Raw genomic sequence first — 20100 nt, forward strand, 5'->3', positions numbered from 1 at the left:
AGCTAGCCATGACGTGCGTAATGGTACCCGGCGGCGAGATCGAGGGCTTTTCCGAGCACGGCAATCTCTGCTTCCTCTCGGTGCCCTATGCCGCGCCAGTCACCAGGGAACGCCGGTTCCTCGCGCCGCAACCGGTCGAGCCATGGCGGGGCGTGCGCGACGCGACGAGGCTCGGTCCCGTCTGTCCGCAGGTCCCGACCTATGGCCCCGTCGGCAGGGGGGCGACCTCCTCGCTGACCCAGGGCACGGATTTCCTGACGCTCAACATCCGCACGCCATCGCTCGACGGCCGGGCGCCGGTGCTGGTCTGGGTGCACGGCGGCGGATATGCCGTGGGCTCGGCCAATGAGCCGGTGCTGCAGAGCGGTGCTTTCGCTGCCAGCGGCATCGTCGAGGTCACCGTCAACTATCGCCTCGGGGCGCTCGGATTCCTCCACATCGACGGCATGCCCGACAATCGCGGCCTGCTCGACCTGCTGGCAGCGCTGCGCTGGGTCAAGGACAATATCGAGCGCTTCGGCGGCGACCCCGACCGGGTGACCTTTGCCGGCCGCTCGGCCGGCGGTTTTGCCATCGCCGCCGTCATGGCCATGCCCGGCGCCAAGGGGCTCTTCTCGCGCGCCATGCCGCAGAGCGGAGCCAGCACCGCCATTGCCGGCATGGACGACGCGCGAAAGCTCACTCGGCGCATGTGCACCGCGCTCGGGACCGACGAAGCCGGCATCATGGATGCGCCGATCGATGCATTGCTCGTCGCCCAGCGCGACCTCTGCAATGAGAGCTACGAGCAGCACGACTACGACCGTGACGGCTCGGCGGCGATGCTCGGCGTGCCGTTCGTGCCGGTGATCGATGGTGTGAGCCTGCTCGAGCATCCGGAAGCGGCCGCGGCGGCGGGCCGCACCATGCCGGTGCCGATGATGATCGGCTGCACCAGCGCCGAATATCTCACCCATTCGACCATATTGCCCGACGATCTCGATTTCGCCGGCGCCGCGAGGTTTCTGCACGAGCGCGTCCGCCCCCTCGGCTGGACCGGACAAGGCATAGTCGACACCTATCGCAAGGCCCTGTCCGACCACTCGCCACACGGCATCTGGCGGGCCGTGGCCGGCGACCTCGTCTTCCAGAATCCGACCACCCGCTTCGCCCTGCTTCACGGCCGGCACCAACCGGTGTGGAAATATCTCTACGGTCCCGTCCTTCCCGACGAAACCGGTGCGGCCCATGGCGCTGAGGTCGGCGCGGTATGGTATCGCCGGGGTATGGACCCGACCGAGCAGCCTGAGCGGCAGCGCGTCACCGACATTGCCTTCGCCGAGAAGGTGCACGAGGTCTGGCGCGCCTTCATCGCCGGCGATCCCCTGCCCCATGCATGGCCGCGCTTCACCGAAAAGATGAAAGTCGTCCTGCACATGGCCGAGGGTGCCATAGAACCTGCGCCGGACAGGTTTGCGGAGCGGCTGGGACTCTGGCAAAGGCCATAGCCGGGGGAAATGCAATGAGCCTCAAATACTTCGACACCAAGCAGCTCGAGGCCTTTTCCGCGGTGGTGTCGATCGGCAGCATGACCGGCGCGGCCAGGGCCATCGGCCGCTCGCAGCCGGTGATCACCCGCCTCATCCAGGACCTCGAGGCGGAGGTGGGCTTTGCCCTGCTGCACCGCAGCGGGCCGCGTATATCGCCCACCGCGCAGGGACTGGCGTTCTACGAACAGGTCGAAGTCTTCCTGTCGGGGCTGCGCGCCATTGCCGACAAGGCGGAGGCCATCGAGACGGCGGCGCCCCTGCCGATGCAGATCGCAGCCGTGCCGGCGCTGGCCAGCAGCCTGCTGCCGAGCACGCTTGCGGGCATCAGTCCCGCGCTGCTGCCGCAGAAGGTGCATATCCAGAGCATTTCGGCCGAGAACGTCGTCCAGGCCGTCGTGGCGCGCACTGCGGACCTGGGCCTTGCGAGCTGGCCGCTCGACAATCCAGGCGTCGAGATTCACTGGCAAGCGGAAGTCGCATGCAAGGCCGTGGTCGCCGTCGACCATCCGCTGGCCGGGCGCCCGGTCATCACTCCGGCCGAGCTCAAGGGCCAGCGGCTGATCGTTGCCGCCAATCCCTATCGCCTGCGCATGCAGATCGAGGAAGCTCTGGCCGCCAACGATGTCGTGGCGAACTCCGTCATCGACTGCAATGCCACTTACGTGTCGCTTTCGCTGGCGCGCCAGAAGCTCGGCATCGCCATCGTCGAGCCTCTCACGGTCATGGGCCTGCCATTGCAGGGTGTGCGGACCGTTCCCCTCTCATTCGACATTCCCTTCCGCTGGAGCGTCATAACAGCGGTCGGCCGCCCCCTTTCGGCCTCGGTCGAAACGATCATCCACCACATGCGCGACACGGCCGTTTCAGACATCGAGGGGCTGACCTTGTCTTTCAGTCAGAACTGATTGCTGTCGCGACTTTCCAAGTCGGGATCTCCTGCTAGCCCCGCAAAACTAACATGTCAGGCTGGTGCAAGCGGAGGCGTTCGGCTAAATGCGGGACGCTTGGAGGAGGATGCGCATGCCGACACCCGCAACCATTGCCGTGATCGACATCGGCAAGACCAATGCCAAGGTGGTGTTGATCGACACGGCGAGCGCGACGCAAGTCGACGTGCTGTCGATGCCGAACACGCCGGTGGTCGACGGGCCCTACCCGCACGCGGATGTCGAGGGCTTGTGGGCGTTCATCCTCGCCTCCTTGAAGATGCTGCATGCCCGGCACGGGATTTCAGCCATCTCCATCACAACGCACGGCGCGACGGCGGCGCTGGTCGCCGGCGACGGGCTGGCGCTGCCGGTGCTCGACTACGAATATGCGGGCCCGGAGGAAACGGGCCTCGAGTACGGCAAGGTGCGTGCGGATTTTGCCGAGAGCTATTCGCCGCGCCTGCCCAACGGGCTCAACCTCGGGGCGCAGATCTTCTGGCAGTCGCGCAAGTTTCCGGCAGAGTTCGGGCGGGCCGAGGCGATCCTCACCTATCCGCAATACTGGGCATGGCGGCTGACGGGAATAAAGGCGAGCGAGGTGACCTCGCTCGGCTGCCATACCGACCTCTGGGCGCCGGACAAGGGCGATTTCTCCTCGCTCGTTGCGGCGCAGGGTTGGGGCAGGCTGTTTCCGGCGGTGAAGCCAGCGGCCTCCGCGCTGGGGCCGATCCTGCCGGAGATCGCCGCCGGGGCGGGGCTTAAGGCGGATACGCCGGTCGCCTGCGGCATCCACGATTCCAATGCATCGCTGCTGCCGCACCTCGGGCGGCACGAGACGCCGTTCACGGTGATCTCGACGGGCACCTGGACCATCTGCATGACCGTGGGCGGAGCCACCACCGGGCTCGACCGCGAGCGCGACAGCCTCGCCAATGTCGATGCGTTCGGCCGGCCGGTGCCGACGGCGCGGTTCATGGGGGGAAGAGAGTTCGACACGCTGGCAGCGGGCGCGGGCGCGCCGAGCGAGGCTGAGCTCGACCGGGTGATCCGCGACCGAGTGCAAGTTCTGCCGACCTTCATTGCCGGCGTCGGCCCGTTCCCCAGGGGCCAGGGACGCTGGACGACGGCACCGGAAGGCCTGACCCCCGGCGAGCGGTATGCGGCGGCCTCACTCTACCTCGCGCTCGTCGCCGAGGCGGCGCTTTCGCTTTGCGGGACCGGCAAGCGGATCGTCATCGAAGGACCGCTGGCACGGAACGCGTTGTTCGGCGCGGCGTTGGCCCGGGTGACGGGCGTGCCGGTGACGGCCTCGGCCGACGCCACGGGCACCAGCCTCGGGGCGAGCCTGCTGCTGGCGCCTCTCGACGGACGAGGCCATGAGCCGGGAGCGCTCATGCCCCTCGTCCATGATGGGTTCGCAGCCTATCGCGATGCCTGGAGGGCACGCGCCGGCACATAGCTCGCCTGCGTTCACGGGGCTTGTGCGGACGACGCAATCCCTCCACTTGAGAGGGAGACAGGAGGCCTATCGTGACGACGCAGAAACACCGTGTGGTGATCGTCGGGGGCGGGTTCGGCGGCCTCTCGGCTGCAATGGAACTCAAGGGCGCCGATGTCGAGATCACCCTCGTCGACCGGCGCAACCACCACCTCTTCCAGCCGCTGCTCTACCAGGTGGCGACGGCCGCCCTCTCCACCTCAGAAATCGCCTGGCCGATCCGCACGATCCTGCGCGACCGGCGCGAGGTGCGCACCATCCTCGGCACGGTGATGGACATCGACACCGGCGCACGGCAGGTACGGCTCGAGGACGGCACCGTCGTGCCCTATGACAGCCTGATCCTGGCGACCGGCGCGCGGCACGCCTATTTCGGCCATGACGAGTGGGAGGCGGACGCGCCAGGCCTCAAGACGCTGGAGGACGCGACCACCATCCGCCGCAAGCTCCTCGAGGCCTTCGAGGCGGCCGAACGCACGCTCGACCCGCACCAGAGAGCGGCGCTGATGACCTTCGTCGTCATCGGCGCGGGACCGACCGGCGTGGAGCTGGCGGGCGCGATCAGCGAACTGGCGCGGGCGGCGCTGCGCGACGAGTTCCGCACCATCGATCCGCGCGAGGCCAGGGTCCATCTCATCGAGGGCGCCGACCGGGTGCTGCTCAACTTCGACAAGGATCTCTCCGCCTACGCCGAAGAGGCGCTCAAGCGTCTCGGCGTCATCGTCGAGCTCGGCGAGAACGTCAGCGAGGTCGACAAGGACGGCGTGACCTATGGCGGCAAGCGGCTCGAAGCCAAGACCGTGATCTGGGCTGCGGGCGTGCAGGCCTCACCCGTCGCCAAGTGGCTCGGCGCCGAGGCGGACAGGGCCGGACGCATCAAGGTGGAGCCGGACCTTTCGGTGCCGGGAAACCCGGAGATCTTCGTCATCGGCGACGCAGCAACGATCGCGGCGCCAGACGGCAAGCCGGTGCCGGGCATCGGCGATGCGGCCAAGCAAGGCGGGCGGCATGCGGCCAAGGTCATCAAGGCGCGGCTCGCGGGTGACACGGCGCCGATGCCGTTCCGCTACAAGCACCTCGGCAGCCTTGCGACCATCGGCAAGCGGGCGGCGGTGATTGACTTCGGCTGGTTGAAGCTCAAGGGCCGGCTCGCCTGGTGGGTATGGGGACTTGCCCATATCTACTTTCTCATCGACGCCAAGAACCGTTTCTCGGTGGCGCTGAGCTGGCTGTGGATCTATCTCACCGGCCGCCGCAGCGCCCGGCTGATCACGCAGGGACCGGCGGAGAAGGCGGCGCCGCTGAAGGAAGTGACGAAGGCGGAGGGCTAACCCACCGGCTCCACCGCAGCCCGCGATAGCCTCTGTTCACGCAGCCAGATGTAGAGGCCGGAGCCGATGACGATCGGCGCACCGATATAGAGCCAGATGTCGGGCGGCTGGTTGAAGATCAACCAGCTGGCGGCGGTCAGATAGATGATCTGGAGGTAAGCGAAAGGCGCCAGCACCGTCGGGGAGGCGAAGCGGTGGGCGACGGTCGAGAGCTGGTGGCCGACATAGCCGGCGATGCCGATGCCGACAAAGGCCAGCCAATCGACGGCGCGTGCGGGCCAGACCCAGTCGGCGAACGCGAGGGGCGCGAGAACGGCAGTGGCGAGAACGGCGCCGTAGAACTGCTGGGTGGCGGCGGAGTCGACGCCGGCGAGGCGGCGGGTCCACAGGAAATAGAGCGCCGAGCAAACGGCGCCGGCGAGCGACAGGAACGCGGCCGGATGGAAGGCCTCGGTACCGGGGCGCACGATGATGAGGATGCCGACGAATCCGACGGCGATGGCCGTCCAGCGCCGCCAGCCGACCTTCTCGCCGAGGAAGGGTACCGAGAGGGCGCAGATGATCAGCGGCATGGTGAAGAGGATGGAGCCGGTGACCGTCAGCGGCAGGTAGCGCACGGCCGTGAGGTTGCAGAGCGAGGAGCCGAGGAGCGCCATGGCGCGCAACACCTCGATCTTTAGGTTGCCGGAGCGCAGGAGGTCCATGCGGCGGGTCGGCAGGTAGACGGCCGAGACGATGCCGAGATGGATGGCATAGCGCGCGAAGACGATCTGCATCACCGGCAGGCCCGCAAGACCCAGCCACTTGGCCGAGGAGTCGATGGCGGTGAACATCAAATAGGCAAGCAGCACGAGGCCGATGCCCATCAGGCTGCGCTCCTCGACGGGCGCGACGGTGGGCTTCATTGGCGGTTCCGATACACCGCAGCAGGACGGGCGGCGTATCGGAGGGTTGAGGATCGGCGCATGAATGTCAATGCGGCTGACGTTTCATTCCGGCCTAGAAGGTTTGCGACAACTCGGAAATCCTGAGAGTCTCCGCCAACTCCTCCGCCGATACCCTCGCACCCAGGCGTGGAGTGAAGGTGAGGACGGTCTGACGACCGGGAAGCAGCGTGACGGCGTTATCCGAGAAATAGCCCGGCGCATCGACAGTGGCGGTGACGAAGAGGGCCGGCTTGTCGGTCTCGAGAGTCAGCACGGGGGTAGCTCCTGCTTGAGACCACTTGGCTGTGATCGTCGGGCGGACGAGCTCGTAGGCTTTGTAGGGCTTGGGGAAGTAATCGTTCTCGCCGATGAGGTTGCCGTCCTCGTCAGTCCAGGAGAAGAAGAGGAATTCATCCTCCTCGAGCTTCTTGGCCTTGATGGTCGCCACCTCTTTGGCCGCATCAGGCCCGACCTTGGCCTTGCCCTCGGAGAGCGTACGGGCGCCGCCGCCGACTTTCACCGCCTGCACCTCGAGGTGGATTTCGGCCTTGTCGGCGGTGTCGTTGATGGCCTTGAGGGCGATTTCGGTGGGCAGCGTTTCGACGGCGAGGCCGCGCGAGTTGGTGCGCACTTCAGAATTCTGCGGCACGGCGACGACGTTGATGGGCAGGAAGAAGCGCTTGGCCATGTAATGGAGCAGCTTCCACTGCCCTCCATAATCGAGGCTCGACCAACTGGCCACCGGCCAGATGTCGTTGATCTGCCAATAGAGCGTGCCCATGCAGCGCGGCTTGGTCGAGCGCCAGTATTCGATGGCGGTCTTGATGGCGAGGCCCTGCTGCACCTGGGAGAGGAACACCATCTGCTCGAAGTCCCGCGGGAACCGGAAGTAGCGGCACATGGTCTCGAGGATGCGCGCGTTCCCGCCGTCGTTCCTCTGGTGGTTTTCCATCACCGGCGAGGACGGGTTGCGGTCCTTCTCCTCGGCGAAGGTCGCAACGACGTTCATCGAGGAGAAGGACTGGAAGCCGAACTCGGAGGCGAAGCGCGGATTGACCGTGCGGTAGGCCTCGAACGACTTGGCCGAGTGCCAGACGTCCCAGTAGTGGGTGTCGCCGCGCGTATCGGCATGCCAGCCGTCGGAGAAGTCGAGGTAGCCCATGGAGGGCGAGGACGGCCAGAAGCGGCGGCCGGGATCCTCGTCCTCGACGATGTTGCCGAGCATGGAATTGAGCCGGTCGTAGTTGGCAACATACCGCTCGGGCGCGGCGCGGGTCTCGGGATACCAGGAGAGCGAGCCGATGACCTCGTTGTCGCCGCACCAGAGCGCGATTGACGCGTGGTGGGAGAGGCGGCGGATCTGCTGGGTGATTTCGGTCCTGACGTTGTCGAGGAACTTGCGGTCCGACGGGTAGCTCATGCAGGCGAACATGAAATCGTGCCAGATGAGCAGGCCGAGCTCGTCGCAGAGCTCGTAGAAGAAGTCCGGCTCGTACTGGCCGCCGCCCCAGATGCGCAGCATGTTCATGTTGGCGGCCCTCGCGCTCTCGAGCAGGTCGCGGACGGCCGCCGGGGTGATACGCGAGGGGATGGCGTCGGCCGGGATCCAGTTGGCGCCCATCATGGTGATGTCGCGCCCGTTGATGCGGCACTTGAACGTGTGGTCGATCTCGTCGGGCTCGACCACCCATTCGAGCTTGCGCAGCCCGATCTTGCGGCGGATGACTTCGCCTTCGAGGCTGGTGACGAGCTCGTAGAGCGGCTGCTCGCCCTGCCCCGCCGGCCACCAGAGCCGCGGCTCCTTGATGGTGACGTTGTGGGTGAAGACGTTCTCGCCTTTGTTGACCGCCACCTTGTCGGTGATGGTCTGGCCGTCGATCTCGTGCTGAAGTTCCACCTCACCATGAGCAAAGGCGAAAAGACGAGTCTTCAGAGTCAGTTCGACGGAGTTCTTGCCATGGGCCTGCTCCACCTCGACGCTCTCCTGCCGGGCGAGGCGGGACTTGCGGATGCTCATGGTGCCATAGACGCCGGTCGGCATCAGGCAGATGCCCCAATCCCATCCAGCGTGGCAGGCGGCCTTGCGCACGAAGTTCATGTGCACGCCTTCGAGCCCGTTGGTCTGGTAGTTCTTGGTGAAGGGTATGGGGAACGGATGCGCCTCGGCGCGGGCCCTGGCCACATCGCGGGTGACGGCGAAATCGATCTTCAAGTGATTGTCGCCCTCGCGCACCTTGCCGGTAACGTCGATGTCGTAGCGCACGAATGAATTGTCGGCTTCGAGGATTGGCTCGCCGTTGAGGGAAACGGTCGCGATGCAGTCGATTTCGGAGAGGGTCAGCGTCAGGTAGCCGTCGATGTCGGCGGCCGACGCCTCGAAGGTGCGCTCGACGGTCCAGGGCGTGTGGTTGACCCACATCACCGCCTTCTCGTTCTCGCCGAAATAGGGATCGGGGATGATGTCGGCGGCAAGGAGGGCGGTGTGCACGTCGCCAGGGAGCGCGATGGATGTCTTCACATCCTTGGCCGTCGAGGACAGCTGGAAGGTGCCGCTCAGGTCGAGCGCGGAATAGGTCATTTGTCTCCTCCGGGACGCCGGCGGAGGCACGCGCCGGCTGGACTGTCGTGGCGGGACGCCGGAGTGGCGAAAGGAGGACCGGCAGGGTCCTGCAATCGATTTCGCCGGCGCTTTGCGCCATTCTTAGTGGGAGTCCTGCCGGATGCCAATGGCCTGCGGGAGGCAAGCGGCGCAGCTTGCGGGCGAGGCTGCGGCTTCCCAGATTCAACGGGAATGGAGGGAGGAACCCATGACTGACATCGACAATGGACCACAACTGCCGGTGCTGCCGCCGGTGCTCCTGCTCGGGGCCCTGGCCGTCGCCATAGTGCTCGACTGGATACCATTGCATTTCCTCGCTGCGCCCGTCGGGCTCAACCTGCAGACGGTCGCCGGGCTAGTGCTCGTAGTCGGCGGCATCTGGCTTGCCCGCAGCGCCATGATGCTGTTCCACCGCGAGGGCACCAACGTCATCCCGACCCAGCCGGCGCTGAAGGTGGTGACGGGCGGCCCCTACCGGTACACCCGCAATCCGATGTATCTCGGCATGGTGATGCTGCTGCTTGGCCTCAGCCTCGTCTTCTCGCTCGAATGGGGCGTGATCCTGACGCCGGTCCTCTGGCTGGTGTTCGACCAGGTGATCGTTGCGCGGGAGGAAAGGTATCTCACGGCCAAGTTCGGCGACGAATACCGGACGCTGCTGACGCGGACGCGGCGCTGGCTTTAAGAAAGGCACCTGCTTTCCACACTACCGGCTGCGGCTGTGAACGAGCGTTAGGTTGTGTGGACATTTAGGTGATGGCGGCCTGCAAAGGGCGGTTTTCTGCGCTTGCCGTGCTCACGTACCCGAACGTACGCTGCGCGCCGGTTCTCAAAAACCACCCTTTTCGGCTCACCCTGACCTAACTGTCCACACAACCTAGCACACCACCTTCTTGCCGCTTGACATGTGACCATTTAGTCACCTATTATCCTTGCCGTGGATGCGATCTTCAAAGCGCTCAGTGATCCGACCCGGCGTGGCCTACTGGACTCGCTTCGCGGTAAGGACGGACAGACCCTGACCGAGCTCGAAGCGGGGCTCGGAATGACGCGCTTTGGGGTGATGAAGCACCTGGCCGTGCTCGAGGAGGCGAACCTCGTCGTCACGCGCAAGGCCGGGCGTTTCAAGCACCACTACCTCAACCCGGCCCCGATCCAGGAGGTCGCGGACCGATGGATAGCGCCCTACGCAAAGCCGGCGGCGCGGTTCGCGATGGATCTGAAGGCTACATTGGAAGGACCCACTGCGATGACCGAACGCCCGACCTTCGTGCTCGAGACATTCATCAGGACGACGCCGGAAAAGCTCTGGGAAGCCCTGGTCAACCCCGAGAAGACCCAGCTCTACTACTACGGCTCGACCTTGAAGAGCGACCTCAAGCCTGGCAGCCCCTTCCAGTATTTCCGGGACGGCGAGCTGCTGCTCGACGGCGAACTCGTCGAGATCGAGCCCAACAGGAAGCTGGTGAGCACGTTCCTGCCCAACTGGGGCGAAAGCAAGGGGGCAACGCGCGTCACCTTTTCCATCGAGCCTGCGGGGGACGTCTGCAAGTTCACCATCACCCACCACGACATCGACAAAGCGCCCCCGGGCGTCACGAGCGGCTGGGCCCAGATCGCCTCTTCGCTCAAGAGCCTGCTGGAGACGGGCGAGGCTATCGCCTATCCGCGGACCATGTGACGGCAAGACCAACGCGGCGTGGCAAGGCAGCCACGCCGTATCCTACTGCGCCGCGTTCGCCTGGGGGTCGAGAAAGCCGCCGGACTGGCGCTCCCAGAGGTTCGCATAATGGCCGCCGCGCTCGAGGAGCTCGGCGTGGGTGCCCTCCTCCACGATGCGGCCCTTGTCGAGGATGATCAGCCGGTCCATGGCGGCGATGGTCGAGAGGCGGTGGGCGATGGCGAGCACGGTCTTGCCGGCCATCAGCCGCTCGAGCTGGCTCTGGATGGCCGCCTCCACCTCGCTGTCGAGGGCGGAGGTCGCCTCGTCGAGGACGAGGATCGGTGCGTTCTTCAGCAGCACCCGGGCGATGGCGACGCGCTGGCGCTGGCCGCCGGAGAGCTTGACGCCCCGCTCGCCCACATGCGCGTCGTAGCCGGTGCGGCCGCGATAGTCGACGAGGTCGGAAATGAACTCATGCGCCTCGGCGAGCCCGGCGGCGCCCATGATGTCCTCTTCGCTCGCGTCCTGCCGGCCGTAGGCGAGATTGGCGCGCACCGACCGGTGAAGGAGCGCGGTATCCTGCGTGACGACGCCGATATTGGCGCGCAGCGACTCCTGCGTGACTTTGGCGATGTCCTGCCCGTCGATGGTGATGCGGCCGCCCTCGAGATCGTAGAAGCGCAGGAGGAGGTTGACCAGCGTCGACTTGCCGGCGCCGGAACGCCCGACGAGGCCGACCCGCTCGCCCGGAGCGATGACAAGGTCGAGATTGTCGATAACGCCGCTCTCGCGCCCGTAGTGGAAGGAGACGTTGTCAAAGCGCACCTCGCCCTTGGTGATCTTCAATGGCGTGGCGTCGGGCGCGTCGACCAGGCGCAGGGGCTGCGAGATCAGCTCGGCGGCATTCTGCGCCACACCGAAATTGCGCATCAGGGCGTTGAGCTGGTTCATCATGCGCCCGAGGAGCATGTTGAGGCGCAGGAGCAGGCCGAGGGTGAAGGCGACGCCGCCCACCGAGACGACGTTCATGGTCCACAGATGCACCGAGAGCCAGGCGATGGCGGCGATCATCACGCCCGAGAGCATGGCCATGCTGGCCCGGACGGAGGTAACGGTGCGGGCCAGGAGCCGCAGCGCTTCGAGGAAGCGGTCGAAGCCGGTGCGCGCATAGCGGTCGTCGGTGTCGGCGTTGCCGAAGAGCTTCAAGGTGAGGATGTTGGAGTAGCTGTCGACGATGCGCCCGTTGAGAGCCGAGGCGGTCTCGGCAGTCGCCGCCGCATAGCCGCGCATGCGCGGCACGTAGAAGCGTGCCAGCACGAAGAACAGCACGACCCAGAGCGCCACCAGCGCGGCGAGGCGCCAGTCGAGCTGGGCGACGAGGATGAGGGTGGTCAGGGTATAGACGACCATGAACCAGACGACCTGCACGATGCCGACGACGAAATCGCCGACCGCGCCGCCCGATTGCCAGACCTTCTGGGCGATGGAGCCGGCGAAATCGTTCTGGAAGAAGGAGAGGCTCTGGCGCACGACATGCGCGTAGGATTGCCAGCGCACGAGGTTGTAGAAGCCGAGATTGACGGTCTGCTCCTCGACCAGCGCCGAGGCCCAGGTGACGACGAAGCGGATGAGGACGACCGTCACCAGCATGAATGTCAGTTCGCCGCCATGCGCAGAAATCAGCCCCGACCAGCCTTCCGCCTGCGCCGAGCTGTCGAGGAGATCGACGAGGCGGCCGACGAAATAGAAGAGCCCGGCCTCGACGAGGGCCACGGCGCCGCCCAGCGCCAGCATGACGAGGAACGGGCCTTTGGCCTGCCGGATGTAGAACCAGAAATAGGCCAGCGGCTCCTTGGGTGGCTTGAGATCGCCCGTCTTACCGAACGGGTCGATCCAGGACTCGAAGGCGGTGTTGATGCGGTCGATGAGCTTCATGGGCGACTCTTCATGGGAGCGCAGTGTCGCGCCGGGAGGCCCGCGGGTCTAGGGGTTTGGCAACGAAAGTTGATGAGGAGGTTCAGAATTTTTGGCACAGGTTCTGTTCCACCTCCGATGTCATCCCGGCGAAAGCCGGGACCCAGTAAACGACGCCGCTACGGCTCTTGCTCTCCAGGTCACACCACCCACCGGGTCCCGCAGGAGTGGAAGCGTCGAGAAAAATCGCCACGCCTGCGTTTACTGGTTCCCGGCTTTCGCCGGGATGACAGCCGAGGGGGTGGGGCATCCTGCCTCGCCAGAACAAGAAGGGCGGGCTCATCGCCCGCCCTTCCGGATCACTGCGCCGCCACTTCCAGGTCGAGGAACCCGCCGGACTGGCGTTCCCAGAGCTGGGCGTAGTGGCCGCCCGAGGCGAGGAGCTGGGCGTGGGTGCCCTCCTCGACGATGCGGCCCTTCTCCAGCACCACCAGCCGGTCCATGGCGGCGATGGTGGAGAGGCGGTGGGCGATGGCGATGACCGTCTTGCCCTGCATCAGGCTCGTCAGCTGCTCCTGGATCGCGGCTTCCACCTCGCTGTCGAGGGCGGAGGTCGCTTCGTCGAGCACAAGGATCGGCGCGTTCTTCAAGAGAACCCGGGCGATGGCGATGCGCTGCCGTTGACCGCCCGAGAGCTTGACACCGCGCTCGCCCACATGTGCGTCGTAGCCGGTGCGGCCCTTGGGGTCGACGAGACCCATGACGACGTCGTGGACGTTGGCGTGCTCGGCGGCGCGGATCATCTCCTCGTCGCTCGCGCCCTGGCGGCCGTACTTGATGTTCTCGCGCACCGAGCGGTGCAGGAGCGACGTGTCCTGGCTGACGAGGCCGATCGCGTGGCGCAGGCTCTCCTGCGTCACGTCGCGCACGTCGTGCCCGTCGATGCGGATCGAGCCCGACTGCACGTCGAACATCCGCAAGGCGAGGTTCACGAGCGTCGACTTGCCCGAGCCCGAGCGCCCGACGAGGCCGATCTTCTCGCCCGCCTCGACCCTGAGGCTGAACTCGTCGATGACGCTGCCCGTCTTGCCCCGCCAGTAGTTGAACGAGACGTTGTCGTAGACGAGCTCGCCCCGCTCCACGACCAGGGGCTTGGCCTCGGGCTTGTCGACCATGGTCAGCGGCTGGGCGATGGTATCCATCGAATCCCGCACATTCCCGATCTGGCGGAAGATGTTCGAGCCGATCTCGAGGATCCAGCCGGACATGTTCATGATCTGGAGCGCGAAGGGCACGACGGTCGCCACGGCCGCCGTGGTCAGGGTGCCGTTGTTCCAGCCGGCGAGCGCCAGCCACGTGATCGAGACCACGAGGCCCGCATTCAGGATGAAGAGGGTCGACCACATATAGGTGAAGACCTTCATCAGCTTCCTGAACTCGACGGTGTGCTCGGTGACCGACTCGGCGACATAGGCATCCTCGTGCCCGTCGGTCGAGAAGGTCTTCAGGGTCTGGATGTTGGTGTAGCTGTCGACGATGCGGCCCGTCATGACCGACTTGGCCTCCGAGAGCTCCTCGGAGTGCCGGGCGATCAGCGGCATGACGATGACGAAGAGGATGGCATAGAGCAGCATCCATACCGCCACCGGCACCAGCAGCACCGGGTCCATGCCCGCCAGCACGAAGACGGCGACGACCACGAAGATCAGCGCGTACCAGGCCGCATCGATGCCGAGGTTCACCGCCGTCTCGATGGACTCGCCCGCCTGCATGATCTTGTTGGCGATGCGGCCGGCAAAATCGTTCTGGAAGAAGGTCCAGCTCTGGCGGATGACGTGCCAATGGCTCTGCCAACGCACGATATTGACGAGGTTGGGCACGATCGAGTGGTTGCGAATGAGCGTATCGAGGAGGAAGGCGGTGGGACGCACCACCACCACGACGGCGATCATCATCAGGAACGCCGGCCAGTGGGCCGAGAAGATCTCGCCCGGAGGCGTGTCGGAAAGCATCCCCACGATCATGCCGACGAAGATCGGCATCATCGCATCGGCTATGGAACCGATGGCGACCAGCACGAACCGGATGACGAAGACCATACGGAACTGGTCGAGGAAGTAGATGAGGAAACGCTTGAGGCCCATGGGCGGCTGCCGGTTCTTGGCGAGCGCGGTGGGCGAATAGAGATGGTCGAAGAAGGAGACGACGCGGTCTAGCATTTTATTGGCTCATTGCTTGCGCGCGAGAAGACTCGCAGCGCGCTTACTGAAGCCGCGCCTGATCTTGGAAAAAGTCGAGGATCAGGTTCGGAGTCGGTCCAGCGGATGGCTATTGCGGGCGACGGAGGGCAGATTGATCGCGATGTCTCCCATGGGAGTCTCCTTGATGATGGGTTTGAATCGTTGCAGTTGCGATTGAGGGGTGAATCGCTACCCCTGGCCGCGGCGGCCTGCAAGAGGCAATGGCCGGTCCTGCGGCCATTTGCGGATGATGGCTGCAGGACGTTGCGCTGGAGGTACACCTTCCGGCTCACATAGCGGAAGGTTGGCACCCTCCCTTCTCCCCTTGTGGGAGAAGGTGCCCGAAGGGCGGATGAGGGGTGGTGCAACAACCAGCGCCGGTACACTCGGCGGCATCGCGGACCCCTCACCCTGATTTTCCGCTGGACGCGGAAAATCTGTCCCTCTCCCACAAGGGGAGAGGGGTAGTCGTGCCCGCCCCTACTCCGCCGCTTCTTCGGCCTGCTCGACGTCGATGAAGCCGCCGGACTGGCGGTGCCAGAGGCGGGCATAGGTGCCGCCGAGCTCGAGGAGCTCGGAATGCGTGCCCTCTTCCACGATCTCGCCTTCGTCGATGATGACCAACCGGTCCATCGCCGCAATGGTCGACAGGCGGTGGGCGATGGCGATCACCGTCTTGCCCTGCATCAGGCGCTGGAGCTGGCTCTGGATGGCCGCTTCCACCTCGCTGTCGAGGGCGGAGGTCGCTTCGTCGAGCACGAGGATCGGCGCGTTCTTCAAGAGCACGCGGGCGATGGCGATGCGCTGGCGCTGCCCGCCCGAGAGCTTGACGCCCCGTTCGCCCACGTGCGCGTCGTACCCCTTGCGGCCCTTGGGATCGGTGAGATTGAGGATGAAGTCCTCCGCCTCGGCGAGCTTTGCGGCCTGCCGCATCTCTTCCTCGCTGGCATCGGGACGGCCATAAAGGATGTTCTCGCGGACGGACCGGTGCAGCAGGGAGGTATCCTGCGTGACGACGCCGATGTTCTCGCGCAGCGAATCCTGCGTCACCTCGGCGATATCCTTGCCGTCGATGAGGATGCGCCCGTCCTGCCGGTCGTAGAAGCGCAGGAGCAGGTTCACGATCGTGGACTTGCCCGCGCCTGACCGCCCCACGAGGCCGATCTTCTCGCCCGGCCGGATGTGGAGGTTGAGTGCGTCGATGACGCCGCCCTTCTTGCCGTAGTGGAAGGAGACATTCTCGAAACGGATGTCGCCCTCGACCTTGCCGATCGGCTTGGCGCTAGGCTTGTCGGTGACTATGCGTGGCATCGAGATCGACGAGATGCCGTCGCGCACCGTGCCGATGTTCTCGAACAGCGCCGACATCTCCCACATCACCCACTGGCTCATGCCCTGGAAGCGCATGACGAGGGCGAGCGCGATGCCGAGCGCGCCCGGCGTCAGGCTGCCGCCGAGCCAGGCCCAGATGCCGAGCGCGGCGACCGAGGCGAGGAGCGCGTAGTTGGAAAAGAGGATCGACACCTGCAGCACGGTAAAGAGCCGCATCTGCCGGTGGACGGTGCCGAGGAACTCGTCCATCGCCTCGCGGGCGTAACCTTCCTCGCGGTTGGAATGCGAGAAGAGCTTGACGGTCGCAATGTTGGTGTAGCTGTCGACGACGCGCCCGGTCATCAGCGAACGGGCGTCCGCCTGCTGTTCGGCGATCTTGGCGAGCCGCGGGATGAAATAGAACATCATGCCGACATAGGCGGCGAGCCAGACGAGGAACGGCAGAGCCAGCATCGGGTCGGCCGAGCCGACGAGGATCACCGCGCCGGTGAAGTACACCGACACATAGACGAGGATGTCGAGCACCTTCATCGCCACCTCGCGCACGGCAAGCGAGGTCTGCATCAGCTTGGCGCCGATGCGGCCGGCGAACTCGTCCTGGAAGTAGCTCATCGACTGGCGGATGATGTAGCGGTGCGTCATCCAGCGGATGCGCTGCGGGAAATTGCCTAGCAGCGTCTGGTGCATGGTCAGCGTCGAGGTGAGGATGAGCAGCGGCATCACCACGAGGATGAACGCGCCCATGAGCATGAGCCGCCCGCCTTCCTCGGCAAGGAAGGTCGCGCGGTCCGCGTTGACGAGCCAGTCAACGATATCGGCGACGAAGCCGTAGAGCATGATCTCGCCGGCCGCGATCAGCGCCGAGGTGACAGCCATCAGCGCCAGCCACTTCTTGGCGCCGTGGCTATAGTGCAGGCAGAAGGCGATCAGCCCCTTGGGGGGCTCGGCCGGTTCGGCGGGCGGATAGGGCTCGAGGCGCGTTTCGAACCAGTTGAATAGGGCCCTAAGCATTGTTCTTGTCCTTTGATGCCGTTCGCTCAGGGCGACACCGCTACAACCTCAAGTCTGCTTGAGGTCAAGGGGGCGACCGGGAGCGAACGGGCTCCTCGGGTTATCGTTGGATTACGCGCCCGATGCGACAGGAAGATGTTGTGCATCGAGGGCCGCGCGCCGCGGACCGCCGGTCTCCTCCCCAATCCCGTCCCAATTGACGCAATGATTAGGTTGGCGGTTGCGAGCCGCGTAGAATACATGGAACGGGTCGAGTCGGCTATCGTCTGACCCATCACAAAAATCCCGCTTTACGGAAGCCCCGCATGCGCACCGAAACCGAGCACACGATCTATCTCAAGGACTATGCGCCGACGCCCTATACCATCGTCAGCGTCGACCTCGACTTTGGGATCGCCCCGGATACGACGAAGGTGCGCGCGCAATTGACCATCGAGCCGCGCGAGGGAACGGCGGCCGGCACGCCGCTGGTGCTCGACGGCGAAGAGCTGAAGCTTGAGGAGATCGCCATCGACGGAGCGCCCCTGGTGCTCTCGGCCTATGCGGCGGACGCCAACGGGCTGACCGTCGTCAACCCGCCGCAGAGGCGGTTCGTCCTCGAAACGCTGGTCGCGATCACGCCTGAAACCAATACGCGGCTGATGGGACTCTACCGCTCCAGCGGCGTCTGGTGCACGCAGTGCGAGCCGGAAGGCTTCCGCCGCATCACCTACTACCTCGACCGGCCGGATATCCTTGCGACCTTCAAGGTGCGCATGACCGCCGATGAGGCGCTGGCGCCGGTGCTGCTGGCCAACGGCAACCTCGTCTCGCGCGGGAGTCTTGGCAACGGGCAGCATTTCGCCGTGTGGGAGGACCCGTTCCCCAAGCCCGCCTATCTCTTCGCGCTGGTCGCGGGCGACCTCGGCTCGATCACCGACACCTATACGACGGGTTCCGGCCGCAAGGTCGACCTTGCCATCTATTGCGCGCACGGCAAGGAGGAGCAGTGCCTGTGGGCCATGGACAGCCTCAAGCGCTCCATGGCCTGGGACGAGAAGCGGTTCGGGCGCGAGTACGACCTCGACGTCTTCAACATCGTCGCCGTCTCCGACTTCAATTTCGGCGCGATGGAGAACAAGGGGCTCAACATCTTCAACGATCGGCTGGTGTTCGCCAGGCCCGAGACGGCGACCGACGCCGACTACGAGTCGATCGAGCGGGTCATCGCGCACGAATACTTCCACAACTGGACCGGCAACCGCATTACCTGCCGCGACTGGTTCCAGCTCTGCCTCAAGGAGGGGCTGACGGTCTACCGCGACCAGGAATTCACCAGCGACGAGCGCAGCCGCGCCGTCAAGCGCATATCGGACGTGGTGACGCTGCGCGCCACTCAGTTCCCGGAAGACGGCGGCCCCCTCGCCCATCCGCCGCGGCCGGACCACTACCGCGAGATCAACAACTTCTATACCCCGACCGTCTACGAGAAGGGCGCGGAAGTCGTGCGCATGCTCGCCACGCTCCTCGGCCAAGACGGCTTCCGCAAGGGCATGGACCTCTATTTCGAGCGGCACGACGGGGAAGCGACGACCATCGAGGCGTTCCTCAAGGTGTTCGAGGACGCCAACGAGGTGGATCTTACGCAGTTCAAGACCTGGTACCTGCAGGCGGGCACGCCGAAGGTGACGGTCAGCGACAGCTACGACGCCGCGAGCCAGACCTACACGCTCTCGATCTCCCAGGAGACGGCGCCGACACCCGGCGAGCCGGAAAAGAGCGATGTCGTCCTGCCGATCAAATTCGGGCTCATCGGCCCCAATGGCAGCCCGATGGGCTGGAGTGGGGTGACCGGCGGGGAAGTGAGCGACGACATGATCGTGCTGCGCGGCAAGAGCGCCGAGATCACCTTCTCGGGCGTCGCCAGCAGGCCCGTCCCCTCCTTCTTCCGCGAATTCTCCGCGCCGGTGAACCTCGAGACCGACCTCACGCAGGAGGACCGTCTGTTCCTCGCCCGGCACGACAGCGATCCCTTCAACCGCTGGCAGGCGCTGCAGGACGTGGGGCTGGCGCTGGTCAAGGACATGGTGGCGGGCAAGCAGACCGACGAAGGCGCCATCGGCGCGCTTTCGGCGGCGATGGACGATACGCTCGCGAGCGGTTCGCTCGACGACGCGTTCAAGGCGCTGGCCCTCACCCTGCCGGACGAGCAGCTCATCGGGCGCGCGATCGGCAAGGACATCGACCCGGAGGCCATCCACAGGGCCCGGGTGGCCCTTATCCGCGCGGTGTTCCGGCCGCTGGCGGGCAAGATGCGCGGGGCCTATGTGGCACTCGGCAGCGATGCGCCCTACCAGCCGGATGCAGTGCAGGCCGGCCGGCGGGCGCTTCGCAACCGCCTGATGGCGCTGCTGGTCACCGCCGATCCTGAGGGTCCGGCGCTCGCAGCCGAGCAATACCGCAACGCGACCAACATGACCGACCGGTTCGCCGCGCTCGCCGCCATCGGCGTTGCCTGGACGGCGGACGCCGCTCCGCTCCTCGCAGACTTCCGCACGCGCTTTGCCGGCGACCCGCTGGTGTTCGACAAATGGCTGGCGGTCAGCGCCCGCGCCGAGGACGAAGGCGTGCTGGAGCGCGTCCAGGCGATCCTCGCCGATCCGACATTCCCCAAGAACAACCCCAATCGGCTGCGCTCGCTGGTCGGCAGCTTCGCCATGAACAATCCGGTGCAGTTCACCAGGGCCGACGGGGCGGGCTTCCGGTTCGTCACCCAGTTCGTCGCCGACGTCGACACTCGCAACCCGCAGGTCGCCGCCCGCGTGCTGACGGGCTTCCGCGTCTGGCCGATGCTGGAGGCGACCCGGCGGGAGGCGGCACGCGAGGCGCTGACGGCACTCAAGGAGAGCGAGGGGCTGAGCCGCAATACATCGGACATCCTGACGCGGATGCTGGGGGAATAAGGGTTGTGCCCCATAGGCACCGAGGTGCGGCCTGCCCCTTCCTCCCCCTTGTGGGGAAGGAGGTGCAGGCCACCCGCACGGCGCGTTGCGCCCCGTCGATCAGCACTGAAATCTTCACCTCCACCTGCTGTCATCCCGGCGAAAGCCGGGATCCAGTACACACGCTGGCCGGCGGTCGTGCGCCAC

Annotated in this window: 12 protein-coding genes; 7 read left to right on the forward strand and 5 right to left on the reverse strand. The window is 65.6% G+C overall.

Annotation, left to right across the window (positions count from 1 at the left end; translation table 11 throughout):
• The first annotated feature begins 8 nt into the window (after nt 1-8).
• The 4 genes from VE25_RS09005 (at nt 9) to VE25_RS09020 (ending at nt 5287) form a co-directional block, all read left to right on the forward strand.
• A complete protein-coding gene (locus VE25_RS09005; protein ID WP_046108269.1) occupies nt 9-1487 on the forward strand; it encodes a carboxylesterase/lipase family protein in 1479 nt (492 codons plus the stop codon).
• A gap of 14 nt (nt 1488-1501) precedes the next feature.
• Entirely contained in the window at nt 1502-2434 is a 933-nt protein-coding gene (locus VE25_RS09010; RefSeq protein WP_046108270.1) for a LysR family transcriptional regulator, read from the forward strand.
• 115 nt (nt 2435-2549) lie between these two features.
• Nucleotides 2550-3917: an FGGY-family carbohydrate kinase gene (locus VE25_RS09015; protein WP_046108271.1), complete on the forward strand. Its 1368-nt coding sequence runs from the start codon at nt 2550-2552 to the stop codon at nt 3915-3917.
• A 71-nt stretch (nt 3918-3988) separates the two neighbouring features.
• Nucleotides 3989-5287 carry an NAD(P)/FAD-dependent oxidoreductase gene (locus VE25_RS09020; protein ID WP_046108272.1) on the forward strand — a complete coding sequence of 433 codons (1299 nt, stop codon included), beginning with the start codon at nt 3989-3991 and terminating at the stop codon, nt 5285-5287.
• On the opposite strand, the gene VE25_RS09025 is transcribed toward VE25_RS09020, so the two are convergent.
• Nucleotides 5284-6192, reverse strand: a complete 909-nt coding sequence (locus VE25_RS09025; RefSeq protein ID WP_046108273.1) for a DMT family transporter — start codon at nt 6190-6192, stop codon at nt 5284-5286. The genes VE25_RS09020 and VE25_RS09025 overlap by 4 nt on opposite strands.
• A gap of 94 nt (nt 6193-6286) precedes the next feature.
• Nucleotides 6287-8791: a beta-mannosidase gene (locus VE25_RS09030; RefSeq protein ID WP_046108274.1), complete on the reverse strand. Its 2505-nt coding sequence runs from the start codon at nt 8789-8791 to the stop codon at nt 6287-6289.
• Nucleotides 8792-9020: 229 nt separating this feature from the next.
• Between VE25_RS09030 and VE25_RS09035 the strand changes: the two genes are divergently transcribed.
• A complete protein-coding gene (locus tag VE25_RS09035) occupies nt 9021-9497 on the forward strand; it encodes a methyltransferase family protein (protein WP_046108275.1) in 477 nt (158 codons plus the stop codon).
• A gap of 252 nt (nt 9498-9749) precedes the next feature.
• Nucleotides 9750-10493: an ArsR/SmtB family transcription factor gene (locus VE25_RS09040; protein ID WP_046108276.1), complete on the forward strand. Its 744-nt coding sequence runs from the start codon at nt 9750-9752 to the stop codon at nt 10491-10493.
• 42 nt (nt 10494-10535) lie between these two features.
• Here the strand turns inward: VE25_RS09040 and VE25_RS09045 are convergent, their stop codons facing one another.
• From VE25_RS09045 to VE25_RS09055, 3 genes are all read right to left on the reverse strand, one after another.
• Nucleotides 10536-12410, reverse strand: a complete 1875-nt coding sequence (locus VE25_RS09045) for an ABC transporter ATP-binding protein (protein ID WP_046108277.1) — start codon at nt 12408-12410, stop codon at nt 10536-10538.
• A gap of 338 nt (nt 12411-12748) precedes the next feature.
• Nucleotides 12749-14608, reverse strand: a complete 1860-nt coding sequence (locus tag VE25_RS09050) for an ABC transporter ATP-binding protein (RefSeq protein ID WP_046108278.1) — start codon at nt 14606-14608, stop codon at nt 12749-12751.
• 501 nt (nt 14609-15109) lie between these two features.
• The gene (locus VE25_RS09055) at nt 15110-16972 is read right to left on the reverse strand and encodes an ABC transporter ATP-binding protein (protein ID WP_046108279.1); all 1863 of its coding nucleotides are present in this window, start codon (nt 16970-16972) and stop codon (nt 15110-15112) included.
• Between the two features lie 305 nt (nt 16973-17277).
• Here VE25_RS09055 and pepN point away from each other — a divergent pair, with 305 nt between their 5' ends.
• Entirely contained in the window at nt 17278-19914 is a 2637-nt protein-coding gene (pepN, locus tag VE25_RS09060; RefSeq protein WP_046108280.1) for an aminopeptidase N, read from the forward strand.
• Nucleotides 19915-20100: the final 186 nt, after the last annotated feature.

It is taken from the genome of Devosia geojensis, from assembly GCF_000969415.1.
GTDB classification, from domain to species: domain Bacteria; phylum Pseudomonadota; class Alphaproteobacteria; order Rhizobiales; family Devosiaceae; genus Devosia; species Devosia geojensis.